This is a genomic window from Pseudomonas sp. TE3728 (assembly GCF_056279145.1).
Genome location: NZ_JBWBQT010000001.1, coordinates 1,951,410 through 1,973,597 on the forward strand (window position 1 = coordinate 1,951,410; position 22,188 = coordinate 1,973,597).

The 22,188-nt window shown below is 59.2% G+C and carries 20 protein-coding genes and 1 pseudogene; 9 read left to right on the top strand and 12 right to left on the bottom strand.

The window, feature by feature from the left end; all coding sequences use genetic code 11:
* Window positions 1–92: 92 nt before the first annotated feature.
* Entirely contained in the window at window positions 93–878 is a 786-nt protein-coding gene (locus ACZ89R_RS08325; protein WP_192343282.1) for a sulfite exporter TauE/SafE family protein, read from the bottom strand.
* A gap of 163 nt (window positions 879–1,041) precedes the next feature.
* A complete protein-coding gene (locus ACZ89R_RS08330) occupies window positions 1,042–1,791 on the bottom strand; it encodes a hypothetical protein (RefSeq protein ID WP_401173161.1) in 750 nt (249 codons plus the stop codon).
* Between the two features lie 250 nt (window positions 1,792–2,041).
* On the opposite strand from ACZ89R_RS08330, the gene ACZ89R_RS08335 reads away from it, so the two are divergent.
* The 3 genes from ACZ89R_RS08335 to ACZ89R_RS08345 all read left to right on the top strand — a co-directional run bounded on the left by ACZ89R_RS08335 (window position 2,042) and on the right by ACZ89R_RS08345 (window position 4,642).
* Window positions 2,042–3,190, top strand: a complete 1,149-nt coding sequence (locus tag ACZ89R_RS08335) for an aldose epimerase family protein (protein ID WP_429546086.1) — start codon at window positions 2,042–2,044, stop codon at window positions 3,188–3,190.
* 130 nt (window positions 3,191–3,320) lie between these two features.
* Window positions 3,321–4,142, top strand: coding sequence for an aldo/keto reductase (locus ACZ89R_RS08340; RefSeq protein WP_429546085.1), 822 nt, complete (start codon window positions 3,321–3,323; stop codon window positions 4,140–4,142).
* A 29-nt stretch (window positions 4,143–4,171) separates the two neighbouring features.
* Window positions 4,172–4,642: a DUF1810 domain-containing protein gene (locus ACZ89R_RS08345; RefSeq protein WP_008071147.1), complete on the top strand. Its 471-nt coding sequence runs from the start codon at window positions 4,172–4,174 to the stop codon at window positions 4,640–4,642.
* Here the strand turns inward: ACZ89R_RS08345 and ACZ89R_RS08350 are convergent.
* Window positions 4,607–6,967: a DNA polymerase II gene (locus tag ACZ89R_RS08350; RefSeq protein ID WP_429547876.1), complete on the bottom strand. Its 2,361-nt coding sequence runs from the start codon at window positions 6,965–6,967 to the stop codon at window positions 4,607–4,609. The two genes, ACZ89R_RS08345 and ACZ89R_RS08350, sit on opposite strands and share 36 nt — an antisense overlap.
* 353 nt (window positions 6,968–7,320) lie before the next feature.
* Here ACZ89R_RS08350 and ACZ89R_RS08355 point away from each other — a divergent pair, with 353 nt between their 5' ends.
* Entirely contained in the window at window positions 7,321–7,761 is a 441-nt protein-coding gene (locus ACZ89R_RS08355; protein WP_429437367.1) for a CBS domain-containing protein, read from the top strand.
* A gap of 166 nt (window positions 7,762–7,927) precedes the next feature.
* Here the strand turns inward: ACZ89R_RS08355 and ACZ89R_RS08360 are convergent, their stop codons facing one another.
* Window positions 7,928–8,548 carry a glutathione S-transferase gene (locus ACZ89R_RS08360; protein ID WP_429546084.1) on the bottom strand — a complete coding sequence of 207 codons (621 nt, stop codon included), beginning with the start codon at window positions 8,546–8,548 and terminating at the stop codon, window positions 7,928–7,930.
* Window positions 8,549–8,646: 98 nt separating this feature from the next.
* Window positions 8,647–9,741, bottom strand: a complete 1,095-nt coding sequence (locus ACZ89R_RS08365) for a DUF1615 domain-containing protein (RefSeq protein ID WP_429546083.1) — start codon at window positions 9,739–9,741, stop codon at window positions 8,647–8,649.
* A 183-nt stretch (window positions 9,742–9,924) separates the two neighbouring features.
* Here ACZ89R_RS08365 and ACZ89R_RS08370 point away from each other — a divergent pair, with 183 nt between their 5' ends.
* Window positions 9,925–11,454, top strand: coding sequence for an FAD-dependent oxidoreductase (locus ACZ89R_RS08370; RefSeq protein ID WP_429546082.1), 1,530 nt, complete (start codon window positions 9,925–9,927; stop codon window positions 11,452–11,454).
* 88 nt (window positions 11,455–11,542) lie between these two features.
* Here ACZ89R_RS08370 and hemB read toward each other — a convergent pair whose 3' ends face one another.
* Both hemB and ACZ89R_RS08380 read right to left on the bottom strand, forming a co-directional pair.
* Complete coding sequence (gene hemB / locus ACZ89R_RS08375) at window positions 11,543–12,517, bottom strand: porphobilinogen synthase (RefSeq protein WP_429546081.1); 975 nt, start codon at window positions 12,515–12,517, stop codon at window positions 11,543–11,545.
* 227 nt (window positions 12,518–12,744) lie between these two features.
* Entirely contained in the window at window positions 12,745–13,452 is a 708-nt protein-coding gene (locus ACZ89R_RS08380; RefSeq protein WP_429546080.1) for a glutathione binding-like protein, read from the bottom strand.
* Between the two features lie 380 nt (window positions 13,453–13,832).
* Here ACZ89R_RS08380 and ACZ89R_RS08385 point away from each other — a divergent pair, with 380 nt between their 5' ends.
* Window positions 13,833–14,507 (top strand): histidine phosphatase family protein, encoded by a 675-nt coding sequence (locus tag ACZ89R_RS08385; RefSeq protein ID WP_429546079.1) that lies wholly within the window; start codon window positions 13,833–13,835, stop codon window positions 14,505–14,507.
* Between the two features lie 138 nt (window positions 14,508–14,645).
* On the opposite strand, the gene mnmH is transcribed toward ACZ89R_RS08385, so the two are convergent.
* Both mnmH and selD read right to left on the bottom strand, forming a co-directional pair.
* Window positions 14,646–15,749 (bottom strand): tRNA 2-selenouridine(34) synthase MnmH, encoded by a 1,104-nt coding sequence (gene mnmH, locus ACZ89R_RS08390; protein ID WP_429546078.1) that lies wholly within the window; start codon window positions 15,747–15,749, stop codon window positions 14,646–14,648.
* Entirely contained in the window at window positions 15,749–16,783 is a 1,035-nt protein-coding gene (gene selD / locus ACZ89R_RS08395; RefSeq protein WP_429546077.1) for a selenide, water dikinase SelD, read from the bottom strand. Before selD ends, mnmH begins: the two co-directional genes overlap by 1 nt.
* A gap of 406 nt (window positions 16,784–17,189) precedes the next feature.
* Between selD and ACZ89R_RS08400 the strand changes: the two genes are divergently transcribed.
* From ACZ89R_RS08400 to ACZ89R_RS08410, 3 genes are all read left to right on the top strand, one after another.
* Complete coding sequence (locus tag ACZ89R_RS08400; protein WP_429546076.1) at window positions 17,190–18,146, top strand: nucleoside-specific channel-forming protein Tsx; 957 nt, start codon at window positions 17,190–17,192, stop codon at window positions 18,144–18,146.
* A gap of 24 nt (window positions 18,147–18,170) precedes the next feature.
* Complete coding sequence (locus ACZ89R_RS08405; RefSeq protein WP_123497879.1) at window positions 18,171–19,205, top strand: purine-nucleoside phosphorylase; 1,035 nt, start codon at window positions 18,171–18,173, stop codon at window positions 19,203–19,205.
* Window positions 19,206–19,627: 422 nt separating this feature from the next.
* Window positions 19,628–19,855 carry a DUF6555 family protein gene (locus tag ACZ89R_RS08410; RefSeq protein ID WP_008071169.1) on the top strand — a complete coding sequence of 76 codons (228 nt, stop codon included), beginning with the start codon at window positions 19,628–19,630 and terminating at the stop codon, window positions 19,853–19,855.
* Window positions 19,856–19,925: 70 nt separating this feature from the next.
* Here ACZ89R_RS08410 and ACZ89R_RS08415 read toward each other — a convergent pair whose 3' ends face one another.
* The 3 genes and pseudogenes from ACZ89R_RS08415 to ACZ89R_RS08425 form a co-directional block, all read right to left on the bottom strand.
* Window positions 19,926–20,090 (bottom strand): metallothionein, encoded by a 165-nt coding sequence (locus tag ACZ89R_RS08415; protein WP_429546075.1) that lies wholly within the window; start codon window positions 20,088–20,090, stop codon window positions 19,926–19,928.
* A 374-nt stretch (window positions 20,091–20,464) separates the two neighbouring features.
* On the bottom strand, window positions 20,465–21,286 hold the full coding sequence (locus ACZ89R_RS08420; RefSeq protein WP_370694714.1) for a methyl-accepting chemotaxis protein: 822 nt from the start codon (window positions 21,284–21,286) through the stop codon (window positions 20,465–20,467).
* Window positions 21,287–21,322: 36 nt separating this feature from the next.
* A pseudogene (locus ACZ89R_RS08425) lies at window positions 21,323–22,147 on the bottom strand (cache domain-containing protein); the annotation flags it as partial.
* Window positions 22,148–22,188 lie beyond the last annotated feature (41 nt).

The window sequence follows — 22,188 nt, forward strand, 5'->3', positions numbered from 1 at the left end:
GACGTCATGACCTCATCTGAACGTGGTCATAATTTTGACTACGCCAGTGAGGGCATGATTCCGCTAAATTCAGTGATCTATACGGTGCCGGATCAGAACGCCAGCTTGTAGCCGATCAGCACCAGCATCGTGGCCAGGCATGGACGCAGCAGTTCGTCGGAGATACGCCCGGTCAAATGGCTGCCCAGGTAAATCCCCGGCAGCGAACCGACCAGCAAGTAGCCCAAAATATGCCAATCCATGTTGCCCATGCTCGCATGGCCTAGGCCGGCGACCAGGGTCAGGGGCACCGCGTGAGCGATTTCGGTGCCGACCAGGCGGCGGGTGGGGAGCATCGGGTACAGAATGAACAGCGCTACTGTGCCCAGAGCGCCAGCGCCGATGGAGGTCAGGGCCACCATGGCGCCAAGGACCAATCCGGTGATGACTGTCAGTGCATTCAACCGGGGCCCGCTAGGGTTGTAGTAGCCGCCAGCCCGTTTGTGGGCGAAATCGAGCAAGCGTTTTTTGAAGAAAATGGCCAGCGCCGTGGCGAACAATACGAAGCCCAGGGCTTGTTTGATAACGGCGTTCATCGCATCGGGCGAGGTCTGCAAGCTGCTCAAAAACCACAGCGTCAGCGCCACCGCCGGCACACTGCCAAGGGTCAGCCAACCGGTGATCGCCCAGTCGATGTTCTTGTTCTTGCGATGAACCAGCACACCACTGGATTTGGTAATGGCCGCATACAGCAAATCAGTACCCACCGCCGTCGCCGGGTTGACGCCGAACCACAGCAGAATCGGCGTCATCAACGAACCGCCTCCGACGCCGGTCATGCCGACAATAAAGCCGACCACCAGACCTGCAACGACCAACCCGAAATTACCGAATTCCATTAATACGCCCAGAGAATCGCAGGAGAATAACCGGCTCGCAGCATAGCGATTTTTCTTATAACCAGTTATATCGATGCGGTCTATCGTTATGCCAACTCATTGAGGCGGAACACAGTTTTCCCTCTCCACCACATCCCCTTTGTATGCGGGTTCAGCACTCGTTTTACTGCACCGGCAAAAAATTCAGGAACAGCAAACTCTGGGCATAGTTGAGGCCGATCCGCCGGTAGCGTTCGTCGAGCATCTGGGTCAGCAGGTCCAGCCGCGCGACGATTTTGCCGAACTCCACGGCAAAGCTCAGGTTGCTGCCCTCCTCCGAAATTTCGTTGGAAAACAGCAAGGGCTCGCCTTGCTTGTTTTGCCGCTGACTCAAAATCCAGGTGGCTTTTTCGATGTTGCGCGCGGCATTGCTGACGAAGGTCGGGTTGATCGCATCCGTCATGTAGAACTCCAGCCGATTGCCATGAGCGGTGACCAGCATGCTGCCGATGGCATAGATAAAGGCACCGACCCGGTCGCCGAGAAATTCCGGGCTCATGGCGTAGCTCAGCGCGGCGAGGTCTTTTTTGCCGCCGAGAGTGGGTAGCGGCTCTTGCTGTTCGATGGCCATGCGCACTTGTTTTTCCGCGGTGCCGACATCGAGGAAGCCAGATTTCTTCAGCTCCTGCGGGTTGCGCAGGTAGAGCTTGTTCATTAGCAGGTAGAGGCTTTCGAGGTTGTCACGCATCGTCAGGGTCGCCATGCGGTCGACGCTGGTCTGGAGGAATTCCTGGGGTTGGCCGTTGCGAAACTGGCTGACAATATCGTTGCCCGGCTGATGACTGCAGCCACTGGCGAAGAGCATCGACAGGCCAGTCAGCAGCCAGCAATAACGGCGAATGTGCGGGGTAAAGCGGGGTAAAACTCGAGCCATGGGTTCTTGAACTTGGGCATGGGCCGGCGGTGGGGATCGCCGCAGGCTGGCCAAGGATAGAACCGCGAAAGCCGAAAAAGTGCAGTGCCGGTGGTCCGTAAACGCGGGTCACCGTGAAAGCGGCCTCACATTAGTCATACTTTATAATTGCAACACTGCATGGATAAGCTATAAATCCTTCCTTGATCGCGTTAAAACTCGATTATTAGTATGACTACTTCTCACAAAACAACAAAAAGGAAGGTCAACCATGCTTCAATCTCGATACCTGCTCTCCGGCCTCGGACTGTCCCTGATGATCGCCACCCTCCCCGCTCACGCCGCAGGCTTGTCCAGCGAACAGAAAGCCTTCGGCAAAACCAATGATGGCACGCCCGTCGAGCAATACATCTTGCGCAACAGCCATGGCCTGCAAGCCACGGTCATTACCTACGGAGGGATTCTGCAGTCACTGAAAGTGCCGGACAAAAACGGCAAGCTCGACGATGTGGTGCTGGGCTTCGACGACGTGCAGGGTTACCAAAGCGGCACCGCGTACTTCGGCGCGACCATTGGCCGCTTCGGCAATCGCCTGGCCAACGGTGCCTTCGAGCTGGACGGCAAGCGCTATCAGGTGCCACTCAACGACGGCAGCAATTCACTGCACGGCGGGGCGCAGGGTTTTGATAAACGGGTGTGGAAAGCCGAACCGAGCAACGGCAAGGCTTCGGTTGGCGTGACCCTGACGTATCTGTCGGCGGGCGGTGAAATGGGTTTCCCGGGCAACCTGAAAACTGAAGTCACCTACAGCCTCACCGAGAACAATGAGCTGCGCATCGAGTACAAGGCCAGCACCGACCAACCCACCGTGCTGAACCTGACCAACCACAGTTATTTCAATCTGGCCGGCGCGGGCAACGGCGACGTCCTGAAGCAGCTTGCGACTTTGCATGCAGCCCGTTACACGCCGGTCACCGGCAAACTGATCCCCACCGGTGAACTGGCCTTGGTCGCCGGAACGCCCATGGACTTCACCCAACCGACCGCCATCGGTCAACACATCAAGGCTGATCACCCGCAACTGAAATTCGCCGAACCGAAACAAGGCGGTTTCGATTTCAACTGGGTGCTGGACGCCAAGGGTGATCTGGGCAAACTCGCCGCCGATGTCAGCGATCCGCAATCCGGCCGCCGGTTGCAGCTCTACACTACCGAGCCCGGCGTGCAGTTCTATACCAGCAACTTCCTTGATGGCACGGTCAAGGGCAAGGCTGGCAAGGTTTATCCGCATTGGGGGGCGTTTACTCTGGAGACTCAGCATTATCCGGATTCGCCGAACCAGCCGAACTTCCCGTCCACACGGCTGGATCCGGGCAAGCGCTATACCCAGACTACGGTGTACAAGTTTTCTACCCTGTAGGTCAGAAGATCAAAAGATCGCAGCCTTCGGCAGCTCCTACAGAGGCTGCGATCTTTCGAGATCACCACGGAACCACCGGGCCATTTTGCTGCCAACTGAAGTATCGATCGGACTTTAGAAAGGAGGATGCATGCGTACTCTTGAGCTGGCCGGCAGCCAAGTGCCGGTCATCGGCCAAGGAACCTGGCGCATGGGAGAGGAACGCTCCCGACACACAAAGGAAGTTGCAGCGTTGCGTTTGGGCATTGAGTTGGGCATGACCCTGATCGACACCGCTGAAATGTACGCTGAAGGAGGCGCTGAAGAAGTGGTGGGTGAAGCCATCGCCGGCCTTCGCGACCAGGTTTTTCTGGTCAGCAAAGTCTACCCCTACAACGCCAGCCGCAAAGGCATCCCCCAGGCCTGCGAGCGCAGCCTGCGGCGGTTGAATACCGATTACATCGATCTCTACCTGTTGCACTGGCGCGGCGATTATCCCCTTGCGGAAACCGTCGAAGCCTTCGAACGCCTGCGCGAAGACGGCAAGATCGGCCGTTGGGGCGTGTCCAATTTCGACCTGGACGACATGGAAGAACTGGCTTCACCGGCCTGTGCCACCAATCAGGTGCTATATAACCTGGAAGAACGCGGCATCGAATTCGATTTGCTTCCCTGGAGCCAACATCACAGGATGCCGGTGATGGCCTATTGTCCGATCGGCCAGGGCGGGCACATGCTGGCCAACTCGACGCTCAAGCAGATTGCCGCCCGTCACGAGGCGACACCGGCGCAGGTAGCGCTGGCATGGATTCTGCGTCAGAACGGCGTGATCGCCATCCCCAAAGCGGTCCGCCCCGAGCATGTGCAGCTCAATGCACAAGCGGCGCAGTTGCGGCTTGAAGTCGGGGATCTGGAGGCGCTGGACCAAGCGTTTCGCGCGCCACAACGTAAGCAGCGGTTGGCCATGGTCTGAGCCATCGCGGTTTGTCAGAGGGCATCGGCATGAGAAGTACCGATCAGCTCGACGCTTTCAATTTGCCACGCTTCGTTCAGGCGCAAGACCCTGTGTTCGAGTGGGTGCAGGAAGAGCTGCGCGCCGGCCAGAAGCGTCGGCACTGGATGTGGTTTATCTTTCCGCAGTTTTCCGGGTTGGGCGACAGCGAGATGTCCCGTTACTTCGCCATTCGCTCCAGTGAAGAAGCCACGGCGTACCTGAAGCATCCGTTACTGGGGCCACGCTTGCGCATGTGCACGCAACTGGTTCTGGACATTCCTCAAAGCTCGATCGCCAAGATTTTCGGCCATCCCGACAACCTCAAATTTCACTCATCGATGACCCTGTTCGCCCAGGTTTCGCCCAAAGGCAGCCTGTTCCATCAGGCGCTGGATCAATATTTTCACGGCATACCGGATGACTGGACGTTGTCGCTGCTGGACTCAAAACAAGCCCAACTGCCCCCCAATCAGCGTTGAGAAATCGTCATCCACGAACGGCAGGATTGCATCCGCCACCGGCTGCAGCTGCCGAGTGACGTAATGGTCGTAATCGATGGGCGCGCTGCGGATTTCCAGCGGCTCGGGGCCGGCGACGGTGATGACATAACTGATCCAGCCGCCGCTCTGATATTGCCGCGGGCGTCCCTGCTGGTCGTTGTAGTCGTCGGCGATTCGCGCGGCCCGCACGTGGGGCGGCACGTTACGTTGATAGTCGTCGAGGGTACGGCGTAGGCGTTTGCGATAGATCAGGCGTTCGTCGAATTCGCCGGCCAAGGTCTTGCGCACATAGTCACGAATATAGTCCTGATAGGGCTTGCGATTGAAGATGCGCAGGTACAACTCCTGCTGGAATTGCCGGGCCAGCGGCGACCAGTCAGTGCGCACGGTTTCCAGGCCCTTGTAGACCATTTCATCGGTGCCGTCGGCGCGGGTGACCAGCCCGGCATAGCGTTTCTTGCTGCCCTCCTCGGCACCGCGAATGGTCGGCATCAAAAAGCGCTTGTAGTGGGTTTCGAACTGCAACTCCAGGGCACTTTCCAGCCCGTATTCCTGTTTCACATGCTCGCGCCACCACTGGTTGACGTGGTCCACCAGCGCATGACCGATCTGCGCGGCTTCTGCCTGACCGTGGGCGCGGCGCAACCAAACGAAGGTGGAGTCGGTGTCGCCGTAGATCACCGCGTGGCCTTGGGCTTCGATCAACTGGCGGGTGCGCAGCATGATCTCGTGACCGCGCAAGGTGATGGACGAGGCCAGCCGTGTATCGAAGAAGCGGCAACCGCTGGAACCCAGCACGCCGTAGAAGGCATTCATGATGATTTTCAGCGCCTGGGACAACGGCGCGTTGTGTTCGCGCTTGGCGGTTTCACGACCTTCGGCAACCCGGGCGACGATGGCCGGCAGGCAATGGCGGGTTCTTGAAAAACGTGCACCGCGAAAGCCCGGCACCGACTCGCTGTCATCAGGATGCTTGAGCCCTTCGATCAAGCCCACCGGGTCGATCAGGAAGGTGCGGATGATCGACGGATAGAGGCTTTTGTAGTCGAGCACCAGCACCGATTCGTACAGCCCGGGCTGCGAGTCCATGACAAAACCACCGGGGCTGGCTTCCGGCGGTTTGCCGCCGAGGTTCGGCGCGACGAAACCCTGACGGTGCATCAACGGCATATACAGGTGAGTGAACGCCGCCACCGAACCACCGCTGCGATCCGCCGGCAAACCGGTGACGCTGGCGCGCTCAAGCAGGAAGGTCAGCAGTTCGGTCTTGGCGAAGATCCGCGTCACCAGTTCGCAGTCCTTGAGGTTGTACTTCGCCAGGGCCGGTTTGTCCTCGGCGAACATGCGATTGATTTCGTCCATGCGCTGGTACGGATTGTCGATGGACTTGCCTTCGCCCAGCAGGGTTTGCGCGACGTTTTCCAGGCTGAACGAGGGGAAGCTCCAGGTCGCTGAACGCAGCGATTCGATGCCATCGATGATCAGTCGGCCGGCAGCCGAAGCGAAGTAATGGTTGCCACTGCCGTGTTCGCGCCATTGCATTTCTTCACCGCCACGCCCCAGCTTCAGCGGCACCGCCAAGCGCCGGGCATGTTCGTGCAGTACACGCAGATCGAACTGCACGACGTTCCAGCCGATGATCGCGTCGGGATCGTGCCGGGCGAACCATTCATTGAGCTTTTTGAGCAGCAGGGTTCGCGAATCGCAGTATTCGAGCTGGAAATCCACCCCACTGTCATCGCCATTGGGCGGCCCGAGCATGTACACCTGCCGCTCGCCGCAGCCTTCCAGGGCAATGGAATACAACTCGCCCTGAGCGGTGGTTTCGATGTCCAGCGAAACCAGTCTGAGCTTCGGTCGATAGCCGGGGTCGGGTTTCATTTGCGCGTCGAGCAGCAGACCTTCCGCGCCGGGCGTGCCGCCGAACAAAACGGGCGCGGTAATGAAACGCTCCATCATGTAGCGTTCCGGCGGGCGGATATCGGCTTCGAATACATCGACGCCTGATCTGCGCAGCGCGGTTTCCAGGCGCATCAACTGACCGTGCTGCTGGCAATACAGGCCGAGCACCGGGCGATGTTCGAAGTCCAGAAGCGCCAAGGGTTTCAGCTCGACGTTTTTCTCGCCGCGCAGCAGCGCTTCGGCTTGCTCACGCTGGGCTGCCGGAATGAACGCTACCGACGGTTGATGCGGCAGGCGGATACGCCGGGGACCGGCATCGGTCGCCAGCCAGAACTCGACTTCCGTGCCGGCCGGGGTATCGCGCCAATGCCGGGTCAGGACGAAGCCCTGCTGTAAATCCACCACTGCAACCTCAACGAACTGATTCAAGGGGTAATTCTACGCGTGATCGACCTGGCATTGGGGCAAGCCCTGATACCTGTCAGTTAAGGACTGAACACCGCAGAACCTGTGGGAGCGAGCCTGCTCGCGATAGCGTCGTGTCAGACTACATTGATGCCGGATGTACCGCCGTCATCGCGAGCAGGCTCGCTCCCACAGGTTCTGCGCCTCAACTTACCGGCATCAGGGGCGGACATTTACAAAGAAAAATCACTGAATGACGCTTTTTGCGCGGTATCTGCCGCTTTCTGCCTTGCTCTGAGAGCCTGTCTCTACGATTCTTCAAGAACAACGACAACACCCGAGAAACCGCCATGAAAACCGTCGCCCAACTGCTCAAGTTAAAGGCCCAACAGAATCAGGAAGTCCATACCATTGCGCCTCATCAAATGGTGCTGGAAGCGCTGATGGTGATGGCCGCAAAAAACGTCGGCGCGTTACCGGTGCTGAAAGAGGGAAAGGTCGTCGGCATCATCAGCGAGCGGGACTATGCGCGCAAACTGGTGCTCAAGGGACGCTCCTCCGTCGGCACGCCGGTCAGCGACATCATGGTGACATCGGTCATCACCGTGGACACCCATCAAACCGTCGAAACCTGCATGGGCATCATGTCCGAAAAGCGCCTGCGGCACTTGCCAGTGGTGGAAAACGGCGAGTTGATCGGCTTGCTGTCCATCGGCGACCTGGTCAAGGAAGCCATCGCCGAACAGGCTGAACTGATTCGGCAGCTGGAGCAGTACATTCGCGGCGAGTGATTCCAGCACACCCTGTGGGAGTTGGGCTTACCTGTGGCGAGGGAGCTTGCTCCCGCTGGGCTGCGAAGCGGCCCCATTCTCTACCTGAAAAAGAAGGGGACTGCTGCGCAGTCCAGCGGGAGCAAGCTCCCTCGCCACAAAAGCCTCCTCACCACAAGCTGTGTTCCTATGGCCAATGCCGCGCGAAAACCGGCGCCAATGCCGGGTGCCGGTCGAAGCGTTCGAGCCAGGCGGAAAACCCCGGCCGCGCAACGCGCAAGTGCTCTCGGGTACCCGCCCAACGCGTTACCACCGCCGCCAGAATATCCAGCGCGCCCGGCGCTCCCTCGCCCAGGTACAACTTGCCGGCGAACTGATCGGCAAACACCTCCCAACTCCAGTGCAGGCGCTGGCGGGCACCGGCCATAAGGTTTTCCCTGGATGATTCGTCCGCCTCGGCCAGCCAGCGCTCGGGGTAGTCGATGATGCCGATGGCGGCATAGCAATTGCTGACGATGTACACCAGGCCCCGAATAACCTGATCACGCTTGAGCGGGTTTTCCGGCAGCAGGTTCGACTCCGGGAACGTCAGGCCCAGGTGAATCAGGATGGCCGCACTCTCGGTCAGAACACCGCCATCGGGCAATTGCAGAGTGGGAATTTGCTTGAGCGGGTTGAGTTTCTCCAATGCCTGAACCGTCTCCGGGGACGATGAGACATCGATGAAGCGATAAGGCACCTCGCACAGCTCCAACGCCGCTTCGATGGCGGCCGCACCCGAGTTCTGATGTCCGTAAAGCTGATACATGACTAAATCTCCTCTGCGACTCTCTCTTTGTAGCAGCTGCTGAAGATTGCGTTCGAATTGTCAGTCAAGCGTTGGTTTTTTGACCATTTTCGGTCCACTCACACCCCCGCACGCTTCATGCAACGTTGATAACGCTCATCGACCCGCTTGGCGAACCATGCCGTGGTGAGTTTGCGGGTGATTTTCGGGCTTTGCAGCACAATCCCCGGCAATACCGCACGGGGTAATGGCCGGCCTTCGGCCTGTTCGGCCAAGGCGAAAACCCTCCGATACAGCTTGGTGTCCTCGAATTCGAGGCCTTTCCCCTCCTCCAATTGATCCCGAATGGTCAGGTTGCGCATTTCCAGTTGCTTGCCGAGGGTGCGCACCGCCAATTCCGTAGCGCCAGGCATGATCGAACCGTAGCGCACCAGATCGCCATCCAGCGCCAGCGGAATGCCGGTCGCACGGCTTACCGCGTTCTGAAACGCCGCATTACGGCTGGCATACCAACCGGCATTGAAATCGGCGAAGCGATACAGCGGCTGCTTGTAGCTCACCGGATAACCGAGCAAATGGGCAATACCGAAATACAGGCCACCGCGACGCGTGAACACTTCGCGGCGAATCGAGCCGTCCACCGGGTAGGGATAATGACGCGCCTGCTGCTCGGCGAAGTCGATGCTGACCTGCATCGGCCCACCGGTGTGCACCGGGTTGAAACCATCGAACAACGTCCGCCCCATGGGCACCATGCCAATGAAATCATCGAAAATCGCGCTGAGTTCTCTTTCGCTGCGCGCGGCATTCAGCCGGTCGCTGTAACTTTTGCCATTGGGTGAACTGACCTGCAAGGCACCGCTCACCAGCAGGCCGGGGATGTGAGCCTTGGCGGCGCGGCGGTCGATCTCGTCCCGGGCGATCTTGCCCAGGCCCGGCACCCGCGGATCAGCCTGAAACGTCGACTCCTGCTCAGTGACCGCGAGTACCGAACACAGGTTTTGCGTGGTCGGCGAAATGTTCTGGGTAGCAAATGCCGCGTAGATATCCGTGGCCCAGCCTTGGCGATCGACCGTCTTGGCCGGCAACAGGCGCATGATCTCTGCCTTGACCTCGGCGGGCTTGCGGGCCGGCGGTTCCTGCGTGCGTTGGCTACCGCAACCGGCCAGAACCAACAGTGCCGCGACGCTCATGATCAATCGATTGACTTGCATGGTGCTCCATCAAAATCCGTTGAGCCGGGTTAACCATACGATCAATGGCATGGCGCAGGCTATGACTGTGGCAGTCGCGGACTGTTCCCCTGCGCTGTAGGGGTGGTTTTCCGTTGGGCAGCCGGGAGGCCAGTGCATTCGGGCTGAACCATACTTGATCCACATACCGCGGAGGACAGGCTCATGAACCGTAGCGACGTGCTGATCATCGGCGCCGGCCCGACCGGGCTGGTACTGGCGCTGTGGTTGAGCAAACTGGGGATTCGGGTACGGATTATCGACAAGACGTCGACACCCGGCACCACTTCACGTGCACTGGCGGTACAGGCGCGAACGCTTGAACTGTATAGCCAGCTCGACCTCAGCGGCGCCGTTGTGCAAAACGGCCATAAAGTGGCCGCAGCGAATTTCTGGGTCAAGGGCGAACCGGTCGCGCGCCTGCCGCTGAGCAGCATCGGCGAGGGTCTGACACCCTATGCGTTTCTGGAAATGTATCCGCAAGACGAACACGAACGCCTGCTGATCGAACGCCTGGAGGCCTTCGGTATTCCAGTGGAGCGCGATACCGAACTGCAAAGCTTCGAGGAAACCGGCGACGGCATCACCGCCCGGCTGCGCTTGCCCGATGGCCAGCAGGAAACCTGTCAGGCCTGTTACCTCGCAGGCTGCGATGGCGCCCGGTCGATTGTGCGCAAAACGCTGGACACCGGTTTTCCGGGCGGCACCTACCAGCAGATTTTCTACGTGGCGGACGTGCAGGCTCGTGGCCCCACGTTCAACGGTGAACTGCATGTGGACCTTGATGAAGCCGACTTCCTCGCCGTATTCCCCTTGGCCGGCGAAGGTCGCGCCCGACTGATCGGCACGGTTCGCGACGAGCGCGCCGACCGTGCCGAAACCCTCCAGTTTGCAGACGTCAGCAGCCGGGCCATCGAGCATCTAAAAGTGCAGATCGATCAGGTGAACTGGTTCTCGACCTACCGCGTGCATCACCGGGTCGCGGATCACTTTCGCACCGGGCGCGCGTTTCTGTTGGGTGACGCCGCCCATGTCCACAGCCCGGCGGGTGGCCAGGGCATGAACACCGGGATTGGCGATGCGATCAATCTGGCCTGGAAACTCGCGGCGGTGTTAAGCGGTGGCGCCTCGGCCAAACTGCTCGACAGTTATGAAACCGAGCGCATCGCGTTTGCCCGGCGATTGGTGGCGACTACCGACCGGGTATTCAGTTTCGTCACCGCCGAAGGGCGAATTGCCGACGTGCTGCGCACCCGTGTGGCACCCTTTTTGATCCCGAAAATGACATCGCTGGAAGCCGCTCGGGAGTTCCTGTTTCGCACGGTGTCGCAAACCACCCTCAACTATCGCGGCATGCCGTTGAGCGAGGGCGTTGCTGGCCATGTTCACGGCGGTGATCGCCTGCCTTGGGCCCACGACGGTGAAGGGGACAATTTCGAGTCGCTGAAAAATCCGACCTGGCAAGTGCATGTGTATGGCGACACCAGCGACGAAATGATCACCTGGTGCACCGAGCATCACCTGCCGTTGCAGGTGTTCGACTGGCGGCCGGCGTTTGAAGCGGCGGGACTCACACGCAACGGGTTTTACCTGTTGCGACCGGATACCTATGTAGCAATTGCCGACTACAGCGCCGATCCGAAGGTGATCGAGCGGTATTTCCGCGATCGTGAAATTCGGCCGTTCTTCGGCTGAAGATCAAAAGATCGCAGCCTGCGGCAGCTCCTACATGAAATTGAGTACACCTGTAGGAGCTGCCGCAGGCTGCGATCTTTTGATTTTTTTAGATCCCGGCCAGGGCCAGGTCCATCGCGAAGTAGGTGAAGATCAAATCCGCCCCGGCCCGTTTGATCGCCCCCAAGCTCTCACGCACCACTCGGTCTTCATCAATCGCCCCGGCCTGGGCGGCGAATTTGATCATCGCGTACTCGCCACTCACCTGATACGCCGACAGCGGCAAACGCGAGGCTTCGCGGATGTCGCGGATGATGTCCAGGTACGCGCCGGCGGGTTTGACCATCAGCGCGTCGGCGCCTTCCTGTTCGTCCATCAGCGATTCCCGCACGGCTTCGCGGCGGTTCATCGGGTTCATCTGATAGCTTTTGCGGTCGCCCTTCAGCGCACTGCCGCCGGCCTCGCGGAACGGACCATAAAGCGCCGAAGCGAATTTGGTCGAATAGGCCATGATCGCGGTCTGGCTGAAACCCGCTGCATCAAGCGCCCGGCGAATGGCCTGGACCTGCCCGTCCATGGCCGCCGACGGTGCGATCACATCAGCGCCAGCGCGGGCAGCGGCTACGGCTTGTTTGCCGAGGTTAATCAGGGTCTGGTCGTTGTCGACTTCGTGGTGGTGCAGCACGCCGCAATGACCGTGGTCGGTGTATTCGCAGAAACAGGTGTCGGACATCACGATCATTTCCGGCACGGCGTCCTTGGCGATGCGCGACATGCGCGACACCAGGCCGTTGTCGTTCCAGGTATCGCTGCCATTGCTGTCCAGATGATGTGACACGCCAAACGTCATCACCGACTTGATCCCAGCCCGAGCGTAACGCTCGATCTCACCGGCCAGCCTCGACTCGGGAATGCGCATCACCCCGGGCATGCTCTTGATCGGCACGAAATCGTCGATTTCTTCCTCGACGAAAATCGGCAGCACCAGATCATTCAAGGTGAACTCGGTCTCCTGGAACAGGCTGCGCAGGCTCGCATTGCGGCGCAGACGGCGTGGACGTGCTTCGGGGAACTGACTGGGCATGGGTCTTCCTGAAAAAACAGCGGAAAAGACGAAACTTATAGGGGGCGAAGCTTATGCCCTGCAAGACGCGGCGCACAATCGCCGCATTCCCCTGTGGGAGCGAGCCTGCTCGCGATGGGGCCAGTAGACTCAATATCGATGTCGGCCGACATTCCGCCATCGCGAGCAGGCTCGCTCCCACAGGTTCGGCGCGAATGAGTTCATTGCCTGCCTTGGTGATGAGTGATTCAAAGCGGTTGCTTGGGGACTTCCAGCCCGCGAATCACCGCTGGCCTTGCCAGAAAACGCTCCAGAACGCGGGTAACATTGGGGAAATTCTGGATGCCGACCAGGTCGCCGGCTTCGTAGAAGCCGATCAGGTTGCGCACCCACGGAAAGGTCGCGATGTCGGCGATGGTATAGCGCTCGCCCATGATCCAGTCGCGCCCTTGCAGACGGCCGTCGAGGACTTGAAGCAAGCGCTTGCTTTCCTCAACGTAGCGATCACGGGGACGCTTGTCTTCGTAGTCTTTGCCAGCGAATTTGTTGAAGAAACCGAGTTGGCCGAACATCGGCCCGATACCGCCCATCTGAAACATCAGCCACTGAATGGTCTCGTAACGCGCCGCCGATTCCTGCGCCAGCAGTTGCCCACTCTTGTCGGCAAGGTAAATCAAAATCGCCCCGGACTCGAACAACGCCAGCGGTTGGTCCCCCGGACCATGGGGATCGAGGATTGCCGGGATCTTGTTATTGGGGTTCAGCGAGAGAAATTCAGGGGACAGCTGATCGTTGGTGTCGAAGTCCACACGATGCGGCTCGTAGGGCAGCCCGATTTCCTCGAGCATGATCGAAACCTTGACGCCATTGGGCGTTGGCAAGGAATAGAGCTGGATCCACTCCGGGTATTGCGCCGGCCATTTTCGAGTGATGGGGAATGCAGACAAATCGGTCATAAGGGGCATCCACGGGAAAAACGGAGTGAAGATCATAATGTAGGAGCTGCCGAAGGCTGCGATCTTTTGGCGTCCTCAGGGGGGTGCCGAAGAGAAAGATCAACAGATCGCAGCCTTCGGCAGCTCCTACAAGGAGTAAGGTGTGTGCCGTGTCCATAAATCCGCAACATCCAGTCGATAAGCTTTTCCCCAATCCGTTCAAGGTTGCCGTTAAAGTGTCGGGCACCTCACTTGGATCGAACCAAAGGGCTTCAGAGGACTCTGAGCATTGCCCTGTAGGAAACGGACCGGGTCAACGACATGGAATACACCCGATGCTGGGAGCTCGCGGTGTCAAGGTTTGTCAGCCTTAACCGAATACGCTGAAGATGACCTATTCGATGATGAACCCATTGAAACTCGCCAAACGCTTCAAGCATCGCGCCTATATCTTCCTGCCCTCCCTGCTGGCGGTCAGCGCGTTGTTTTTGTCGCTTGAATCCAGTGAAAGCCGCGCCCAACCGGCGGACGGCACCCAGACGCTGGTATTCCTGCGCCACGCGGAAAAACCCGCCGGCGGACTGGGCCAGCTCAATTGTCAGGGGTTGAATCGCGCCATCGACCTGGCCACCTTGTTGCCGGAAAAATTCGGCAAGGCCAACTACGTGTTCGCCGCCAACCCGACACGCAATGTCGAGGAAGGCGAATTCGATAACTCCTACAGTTACATCCGCCCCCTGATGACCATCAGCCCCAGCGCGATCAAGCTCGGCTTGCCGGTGAACATCGAATTCTCGGCCAACGACACCAGCGACCTGGCGGATGAACTGCTCCACGACAAGTATCACAACTCGGTCATCTATACGGCCTGGTCCCACGGCTACCTGCCCGAGCTGATCAACAAAGTCGCCGGGGAAGCCGTCGGCAAAAAACAGAACATTACCGATGACTGGGAATCGAGCGATTACGACTCGCTGTACGTGCTCACGCTAACCTGGCACAACGGCAAGGCCAGCCTGCAGAGTCATAGCTACAAGCAAGGGCTGGATAACGGTCAGGAGACCTGTCCGACGTAAGCGGTCGGGCGCTTGTCAGGGCCTCATCGCGAGCAGGCTCGCTCCCACATTTTATCTTCAGTGAACACAGATTCTGCGTACTACCGAGATCCAGTGGTGGGAGCGAGCCTGCTCGCGATGGGGCCGGCAAAAACAACATTACCCCCGCTGATTACCCCGCTCCCGCAGGTATTCAAGCACCGCCCCCCGCGCCCCGACAAACTCGATCCGCGAACCCTTCTTCTCCCGCTGAAACGCATACATCGGGTCGTAATATTCGCGCAGTAACCCTTCGATCCAGCTTCGGTGCAAATCCACCGCGCCGCTGTTCGCCTGTTCTGCCAGCGCATCTTCCATCAAGGTCAACATCCGCTGATGGCGTTCGCCGCCCAGCCTTTTCTGGACATTGTTCAGGCTCGCCAGCAAACGCTCGGAAAACAGCGCGAAGCCTTCATCGCCATACACTTCGATGAACTCGGCGCACAAGTCCACCACGTAATCACCCAGGATCCGTTCGACACGCCCTTCCAGGCTGTCTTCCAGCCAAACCATCGGAAATTGCTGCATGCCCTGATACAGCGGCAACGGCAAGGCGCAACTGCCGACCATGCGGCTCTCGTCTTCCAGCACGAACTGTTCAATACCGCGGGCACGCTTCTTCAGCACATCCACGGCCAGGCGGTTTTCAAAGTCGATGTTGGAGGGCTGGCCGGTGGCGCGTTTGCCGAAGCTGGAGCCGCGATGATGGGCGTGGCCTTCAAGGTCCAGCCCATTGCTCAATTGCGTGAGTACCTCGGTCTTGCCGGTGCCGGTCATACCGCCCAGCAAAACGAAATCGCACTGGGCAATGGCCTGATCGAGCGTGTCGAGCAAGAAGGTGCGCATGGCCTTGTAGCCGCCACCGACCCGCGGATAGTCGATGCCTGCTTCGTCCTTGAGCCATTGCTGAACAATCTGCGAACGCAAACCACCGCGAAAACAATACAAATACCCATCTGGATGCGCTCGGGCAAAATCGGCCCAGGCCTGGATGCGCTCGGCCTTGATCTCGCCGGCCACCATTTGATGCCCCAGCGTGATGGCGGCTTGCTGACCTTGCTGCTTGTAGCAAGTGCCGATCCGTTCCCGCTCGAGGTCATTCATCAGCGGCAGATTGACCACCCCAGGGAATGAGCCCTTGAGGAATTCGACCGGCGCGCGGGTATCCATCATCGGCCGGTCATTGAGGAAGATGTCGCGGTAATCGGTGAAATCGATGGACATCAAAACACCTCTACCGCGTTAGTCTGTCGCTCAACCAGTTCGCCGATCGGCTCAAGGGTCAGGCCGAGTTCGGCTGCCACCATCAGAAACTGTTCATTGCCCTCAGGCGTGACCGCAATCAGCAGGCCACCGCTGGTCTGCGGATCGCAGAGTACGCGTTTGTGCATTTCCTGAAGCCGCCCGAGTTTGCTGGCATAGCTGTCGAAATTGCGCAGCGTGCCACCGGGCACGCAGCCCTGATCGAGGTAATACTCGACACCCGGCAGGCGCGGTACACGGTCATATTCGATGCGGGCGGTCACGTTGCTGCCGTCGGCCATTTCTACCAAGTGCCCGAGCAGGCCGAAACCGGTGACGTCAGTCATCGCGGTCACACCGTCGAGTTTGCCGAAACGGCTGCCGGGTTTGTTCAGGGTGCACATCCAGTCGCGGGCCAAACCGATGTCGGCAGTGCGCAACTTACCCTTCTTCTCGGCCGTGGTGAGAATGCCGATACCCAAGGGTTTGGTGAGGTACAGCAAGCAACCGGCAGTGGCGGTGTCATTGCGCTTCATATGGCGTTTTTCCACCAGTCCGGTCACGGCCAGGCCGAAGATCGGCTCCGGCGCGTCGATGGAATGGCCACCGGCCAGTGGAATCCCCGCCTCGTCGCAGACCGAACGCCCGCCACGAATCACTTCCCGGGCAATCTCCGGCGCCAGCACATTGACCGGCCAGCCGAGGATCGCAATCGCCATCAACGGATCGCCACCCATGGCGTAGATATCGCTGATGGCATTGGTGGCGGCGATACGGCCGAAGTCGAACGGATCGTCGACGATCGGCATAAAGAAATCGGTAGTCGAGACCACGCCGCGTTCTTCGTCGATGGCATACACCGCCGCGTCATCGCGCGAGGCGTTGCCGACCCAGAGTTTCGGGTCCAGGTTTTGTGCGCCGCTGCCGGCCAGAATCACCTCCAGCACCTGGGGTGAAATCTTGCAGCCACAGCCTGCGCCGTGGCTGTATTGGGTCAGACGAATCGGCTCGCTCATCGGGGATGCACCTTGTGAAGTCAATGCCGAGGATTCTACAGCAACCCCATTTTGTAGGAGCTGCCGCAGGCTGCGATCTTTTGATCTTGATCCTCGGCAGAGTTGAAATCGCCCAAAGTCAAAAGATCGCAGCCTGCGGCAGCTCCTACAGGGAGCAGTCGACACCACTTTGGTGCATATACCGCCAGATCCTTTTCGCCCTGAATATCACTCGTTCTGCCCCTCCCTCCGAATTCCTTGACCGAAAGGACAGTTAAACCGTTAATTCCTTAGATTTTTCCGTGCCTTGAACAAAACTGGTATGCCTTGTGCAAACGTTTGCGAGTCGCCGATACCGGCCTGTTCGCCACCTAACCGCGCAAACCCGTAGCACCGGGCTTTCGATCCGCACGAAAAGGGATTTTTAATGCATTGCACCTCCAATCGCGTGACTTGCTCACGCACTTTTGCTGTTTCCTTGCTGCTGGCCAGCGTTACAGGACTACTCAGCAGCCACGTTTTGGCCCAACCGGCCAGCGCCGAAGAGTCCGCTCAGGGCGAAGCCCTCAGCCCTGAAGCGAGCCCGCCGAAAAAAGGCGCCTACCTGTCGGAATGGTTCAACCAGGACCTGACCGTCATCGGCAGCAAAGACATCAGCTTCGGCCCGCAACCGGCCGACGACATCTACCTGGAATATGAATACTTCGGCCGCAAGGGCCCGTTCGAGTTGTACGGCTACATCGACATTCCGAAGATCTTCGACATCGGCAACAGCCATGACAAAGGTGTGTGGGACCACGGCTCGCCGGTGTTCATGGAGCATGAACCGCGGATCTCCATCGATTACCTCGCCGGCCGCAGCCTCGCCGTCGGGCCGTTCAAGGAGTGGTACGTGGCGTTCGACTGGATCTACGATCACGGCAGCAATAGCGCCAATCGCGCCAACACGCTGTACAGCGGTCTGGGCACCGACATCGACACCCATTCGCGGGTCAATCTGTCAGCCAACTTCTACGGCCGCTACCAGTGGGAAAACTACGGTGCCAGCAACGAGTATTCATGGGACGGCTACCGCGCCCAGCTCAAGTACATCGTGCCCATCAGCAGTTTCAGCAACGGCGCTTCGTTGACCTACATCGGTTTCACCAACTTCGACTTCGGCTCCGACCTGCACAAAGACAACCCGGCCCGCACCGCCAACGCCACCGTGGCCACCAACGTGTTGCTCTACGCCTTCACCCACTTGCGTTTCACCCTGGTCGGCCGTTACTTCCACAACGGCGGCAACTGGGACGACGGCAGTGAATTGAACTTCGGCGACGGTGACTTCCGCGCCCGTTCCAACGGCTGGGGTTACTACGCTGGTGTCGGTTATCAGTTTTAAGGCTCATTTGAATAAGGAGGTTTTATGAAGGCAATGACCCGTTTTTCCCTGTCCGTCGGTTTGGCCATGAGCACCCTGCTCTCTTCTTCTGCCTGGGCGGTTGACACGCCGATCCAGCCGAAAGTAATGCTGATCACCATGTTTGCCCCCGAGGCGCAGAACTGGATCGATCGCCTGGAGCTCAAGCAAGAAGTGCGCGTACCGGGCCTGTCCGCCGAATACCCGAATATTCGCTGCAACACCCGACAGGTGTGCCTGATGGTCACCGGCATGGGCCAGACCAATGCCGCGGCCTCGACCCTTGCCTTGGCGTTGTCGCCGAAATTCGACCTGCGCAAAAGTTACTTCCTGATCGCCGGGATTGCCGGCATCAGCCCCCACCACGGCACCATCGGCACAACCGCGTGGGCGCACTACCTGGTGGAGTTCGGCACCCAATGGGAGCTGGATTCCCGGGACGCGCCGAAAGACTGGCCGACCGGTTACCTGGGCATCAACACCAAAGGCCCGAACGAAAAACCACCGCTGGACTACAAGACCGAAGTGTTCGAACTCAATCCGAAGTTGCAGGCCAAGGCGTTCGCCCTGAGCCACAAGGTTCAGTTGAGCGAGAGCAAGGAGTCAGCGGCATGGCGCTTGAAATATCCGTCGGCGCCAGCCAATCAGCCACCGGTGGTGACCCAATGCGACACGCTGGCGGGCAATACCTGGTTTTCCGGGACGCGCTTGAGCGAGCGGGCGGAAGTCTGGACCAAGCTGTTGACCAATAACGAAGGGGTGTATTGCACGACTCAGCAGGAAGACAACTCCACCTACGAGGCGCTGCTGCGCGCCAGCCGCGAGGGGCTGGTGGACGTCCGGCGTCTGGCGGTGGTGCGCGCCGGTTCCGACTTCGACCGGCCGGCGCCGGGCCAGAGCGAGGTGGATAACCTGCTCAAATATGCCGATCAAGGCGGTTTTGTGCCGGCGCTGGAGAACCTGTACCGCACGGGGAATCCCTTGGTGCAGGAGATTTTGCAGAATTGGTCGGCTTGGGAGAAAGGTGTGCCTGAGGTCTGAGTCCAGCTTCAGTCCGTCATCGCGAGCAGGCTCGCTCCCACAGAGGTCTGTGTTGGTCACAAATCATGTGAGCGGCGCAGATCAACTGTGGGGACTGAGGTCTGAGTTCGGCTTGAGGACACCTTCGCGGGCAAGCCTCACTCCCACAGAGGTCTGTGTTGGTCACAAATCATGTGAGCGGCGCAGATCAACTGTGGGAGCGAGCCTGCTCGCGATAGGGCCAGAACATTCGACAAAGATGCCGACTGGGATGGTTCCGCCGGCGCACCTTGGGCCATAGACTAGGATCATCCGGGGTCAGGAAGGCTCCATAATCACGAGGCGCCCGGCTGTCGCCAGTCACTGTCACCGTCCGACAATTCGACTGAATTTTCGCCGCGCCTCGTGATCCCTCTATAACTACAGGGAGGAATACGGGTTTTATGAACAACGCAAAACTTTTCGTCATTGAATACACCCTTCATGGCCAGCCCAAGTCTTTCATTATCCGCCTCGACAAAATGGACAATGCAGAGGCTTGGCACTGGGCAAGTTGCGATGCCGGAGTAGGCCGGATCCCGCGCTTTGGCCGTGAGAGGGTGCAGAAGACCAGCAAACCGCTGGCAGAGAAATTCGGCATCGAGAATGTGACCTGGCGACCCGCCAGTTGAGCGTCAAAAAGGAGGGGAAAGATTCAAACCGAAGTGGAGCCTGGACGGCTCCACTTTTTTGGCTGAACGGTCAGTGCTTTGCACACTTGCAGCCTTTGGTGGAGCATTCTTCGCCGTGTTCGTGATGTTTGGCGCAGGCTTCACAGCAATAGTGCTTGCCGTGACGCGCGATCGGATGTTCGCCCAGTTTGCAGGAACATTTGGGGCAGTCGCAGATACTTTCACTGTCGATCATGAGTCTGACTCCATTGTTGTGGTCGTCAAGGTGCCGCGGGTGCGCGACACCTGAAGCAAATGACCGCTCGTCCCCCAAACGGGTTCAAACAAACCCTTGGACGGTGCTTGCTTACTAATGAGGGTAGTCGCGATGCGGCTACTCATGAATGAACACTGCCCTGTGGTGAGGGGGGAAACCCTAATGCAGGTAAGCCAAGGCGCAGAACCTGTGGGAGCGTGGCTTGCCCGCGAAAGCGTAGTGTCAGTCGATATCAATGTTGAATGACACGACGCCTTCGCGGGCAAGCCACGCTCCCACAGGATTATCGTTGCTCACATTTCTTGACTTACCGGCATTGGGGGCAAGCCCCCTCGCCACACGAGCAACATCAATCAAATACGGAATTGTCCGACCAGTTGCCCCAGGCGTTGACCGAGGTCGGCCAGGCTGCGCGAGGTCTGGGCGCCGAGTTGGGTTTCGTCGGCGACGCTGTCTACGGCCACGGCGATCTGGTGCACGCTGCGGTTGATCTCTTCGGCCACGGCGGTTTGCTCTTCGGCGGCGCTGGCGATCTGGGCGTTCATCGAGTTGATGGTGCCGATCAGTTGGGCCATGGCGTCCAGAGATGCCCCGGCCTCGTTGGCCTGGGCCGACGTGCCGTCGCCGGCCTCGCTGGAGCGGCGCATGGCTTCGACCGCCGATTGGGTGCCGGCCTGCAAGCGGTCGATCATGCTCTGAATTTCCTGGGTGCTGATTTGCGTGCGACTGGCCAATGCACGCACTTCGTCGGCGACCACCGCAAAACCACGCCCGGCCTCACCGGCGCGGGCAGCTTCAATAGCAGCGTTGAGCGCCAGCAGGTTGGTCTGCTCGGCAATCGAACGGATCACCCCGAGCACGCTGACAATCGACGACACGTCTTTCTGCAGGCTGTCGAGCGACACGCCGCTGCTGCGAATGTCATTCACCAACGCATGAATCTTCACGATGCTGCCGGCCACCACACGCTTGGCGGCCTGGCCTTCTTCGTCGGTCTGCTGGGCAGCGACCGCCGCGTTTTGTGCACTCTTGGCCACTTCCTGGGCCGCCGCCGACATTTCGTTGATCGCCGTGGCCACCTGATCGGTTTCGTGACGCTGGCGCTCCATGGCTTGATCCGAACGCTGGGCCTGATCGGACACCTGATTCACCAGCCCGGTCAGTTGCGAGGTCATTTCAGTGATCTGCCGTACCAGACCGTGGATCTTGTCGACGAAACGGTTGAACGAGCCGGCCAGTTGGCCGAGTTCATCCTGGCTGGTGATGGTCAGACGTCGGGTCAGGTCGCCCTCGCCCGCCGCGATGTCGTCCAGGTTGGCTTTCATCAGGTTCAGCGGACGCAGAATGGTATTGGCCAGCAACATTCCAGCGGCAGCGATCAACAACAGCACCACCACGGCAATCCCGACAATGCTCAGCACCACGCCTTGCATGCGTTCCTGGACCTTGGCCTCGACCACCGCCACTTGCGCTTCGATGCCGTCAAGGTTGACCGAGGTGCCGACCGCCATGTCCCACTTCGACAGGTACTCGGTGTAGCCGAGTTTGGGCACCAGCACTTGGGTGTTACCGGGCAGTGTCGAGCTGTATTGCAGGTAGTGAGTACCGTCCTTGGCGACTTTCACCAGGTCACGGTTGACGTAAACGCCGTTCGGGTCGCGGTTGTCCTTGAAGCTCTGGCCCACGCCTTCGGGGCTGTTGGCCTTGAACAGGCGCACGGTGTTGGAGTCGTAGCCGAAGAAGTAGCCGTCCTTGCCGTAGGTGATGCTCGACAGCAACTTGATCGCCTGCGCCCGCGCTGCGTCATCGCCGGGAGCGGCCGCGTCGTAGAGCGGTTTGATCGTGGTCATGGCCACAGCGACGTAACTTTGCAGGGTTGCCTTGGCATCGCTGAGCAGGCGCTGACGGGTTTCCTCGACTTCCTTGCGGGCCTGCTCCTGCAGAATGAACAATGTGGTCAGGCTGATGACCAGCGCAAAGAGCAGCACCGGGAGGACGGCAAGGGACAGGACTTTAGCCTTCAGGCTCATGCGCATGACGTTCACTCTTTTGATTTTGTTGGCGTGGTTAAAGGCTA

Excerpts from the sequence above, each read along its gene's own strand:
- ACZ89R_RS08345 (WP_008071147.1), top strand. The coding sequence starts at position 4,172 with ATGAGAAGTACCGATCAGCTCGACGCTTTCAATTTGCCACGCTTCGTT.
- hemB (WP_429546081.1), bottom strand. The coding sequence starts at position 12,517 with ATGCCCAGTCAGTTCCCCGAAGCACGTCCACGCCGTCTGCGCCGCAAT.
- ACZ89R_RS08400 (WP_429546076.1), top strand. The coding sequence starts at position 17,190 with ATGCATTGCACCTCCAATCGCGTGACTTGCTCACGCACTTTTGCTGTT.
- ACZ89R_RS08340 (WP_429546085.1), top strand. The coding sequence starts at position 3,321 with ATGCGTACTCTTGAGCTGGCCGGCAGCCAAGTGCCGGTCATCGGCCAA.
- ACZ89R_RS08415 (WP_429546075.1), bottom strand. The coding sequence starts at position 20,090 with ATGATCGACAGTGAAAGTATCTGCGACTGCCCCAAATGTTCCTGCAAA.
- ACZ89R_RS08355 (WP_429437367.1), top strand. The coding sequence starts at position 7,321 with ATGAAAACCGTCGCCCAACTGCTCAAGTTAAAGGCCCAACAGAATCAG.
- ACZ89R_RS08360 (WP_429546084.1), bottom strand. The coding sequence starts at position 8,548 with ATGTATCAGCTTTACGGACATCAGAACTCGGGTGCGGCCGCCATCGAA.
- ACZ89R_RS08405 (WP_123497879.1), top strand. The coding sequence starts at position 18,171 with ATGAAGGCAATGACCCGTTTTTCCCTGTCCGTCGGTTTGGCCATGAGC.
- ACZ89R_RS08410 (WP_008071169.1), top strand. The coding sequence starts at position 19,628 with ATGAACAACGCAAAACTTTTCGTCATTGAATACACCCTTCATGGCCAG.
- ACZ89R_RS08385 (WP_429546079.1), top strand. The coding sequence starts at position 13,833 with ATGATGAACCCATTGAAACTCGCCAAACGCTTCAAGCATCGCGCCTAT.
- ACZ89R_RS08325 (WP_192343282.1), bottom strand. The coding sequence starts at position 878 with ATGGAATTCGGTAATTTCGGGTTGGTCGTTGCAGGTCTGGTGGTCGGC.
- ACZ89R_RS08330 (WP_401173161.1), bottom strand. The coding sequence starts at position 1,791 with ATGGCTCGAGTTTTACCCCGCTTTACCCCGCACATTCGCCGTTATTGC.
- ACZ89R_RS08380 (WP_429546080.1), bottom strand. The coding sequence starts at position 13,452 with ATGACCGATTTGTCTGCATTCCCCATCACTCGAAAATGGCCGGCGCAA.
- ACZ89R_RS08335 (WP_429546086.1), top strand. The coding sequence starts at position 2,042 with ATGCTTCAATCTCGATACCTGCTCTCCGGCCTCGGACTGTCCCTGATG.
- mnmH (WP_429546078.1), bottom strand. The coding sequence starts at position 15,749 with ATGTCCATCGATTTCACCGATTACCGCGACATCTTCCTCAATGACCGG.
- ACZ89R_RS08370 (WP_429546082.1), top strand. The coding sequence starts at position 9,925 with ATGAACCGTAGCGACGTGCTGATCATCGGCGCCGGCCCGACCGGGCTG.
- selD (WP_429546077.1), bottom strand. The coding sequence starts at position 16,783 with ATGAGCGAGCCGATTCGTCTGACCCAATACAGCCACGGCGCAGGCTGT.
- ACZ89R_RS08420 (WP_370694714.1), bottom strand. The coding sequence starts at position 21,286 with ATGACCTCGCAACTGACCGGGCTGGTGAATCAGGTGTCCGATCAGGCC.
- ACZ89R_RS08365 (WP_429546083.1), bottom strand. The coding sequence starts at position 9,741 with ATGCAAGTCAATCGATTGATCATGAGCGTCGCGGCACTGTTGGTTCTG.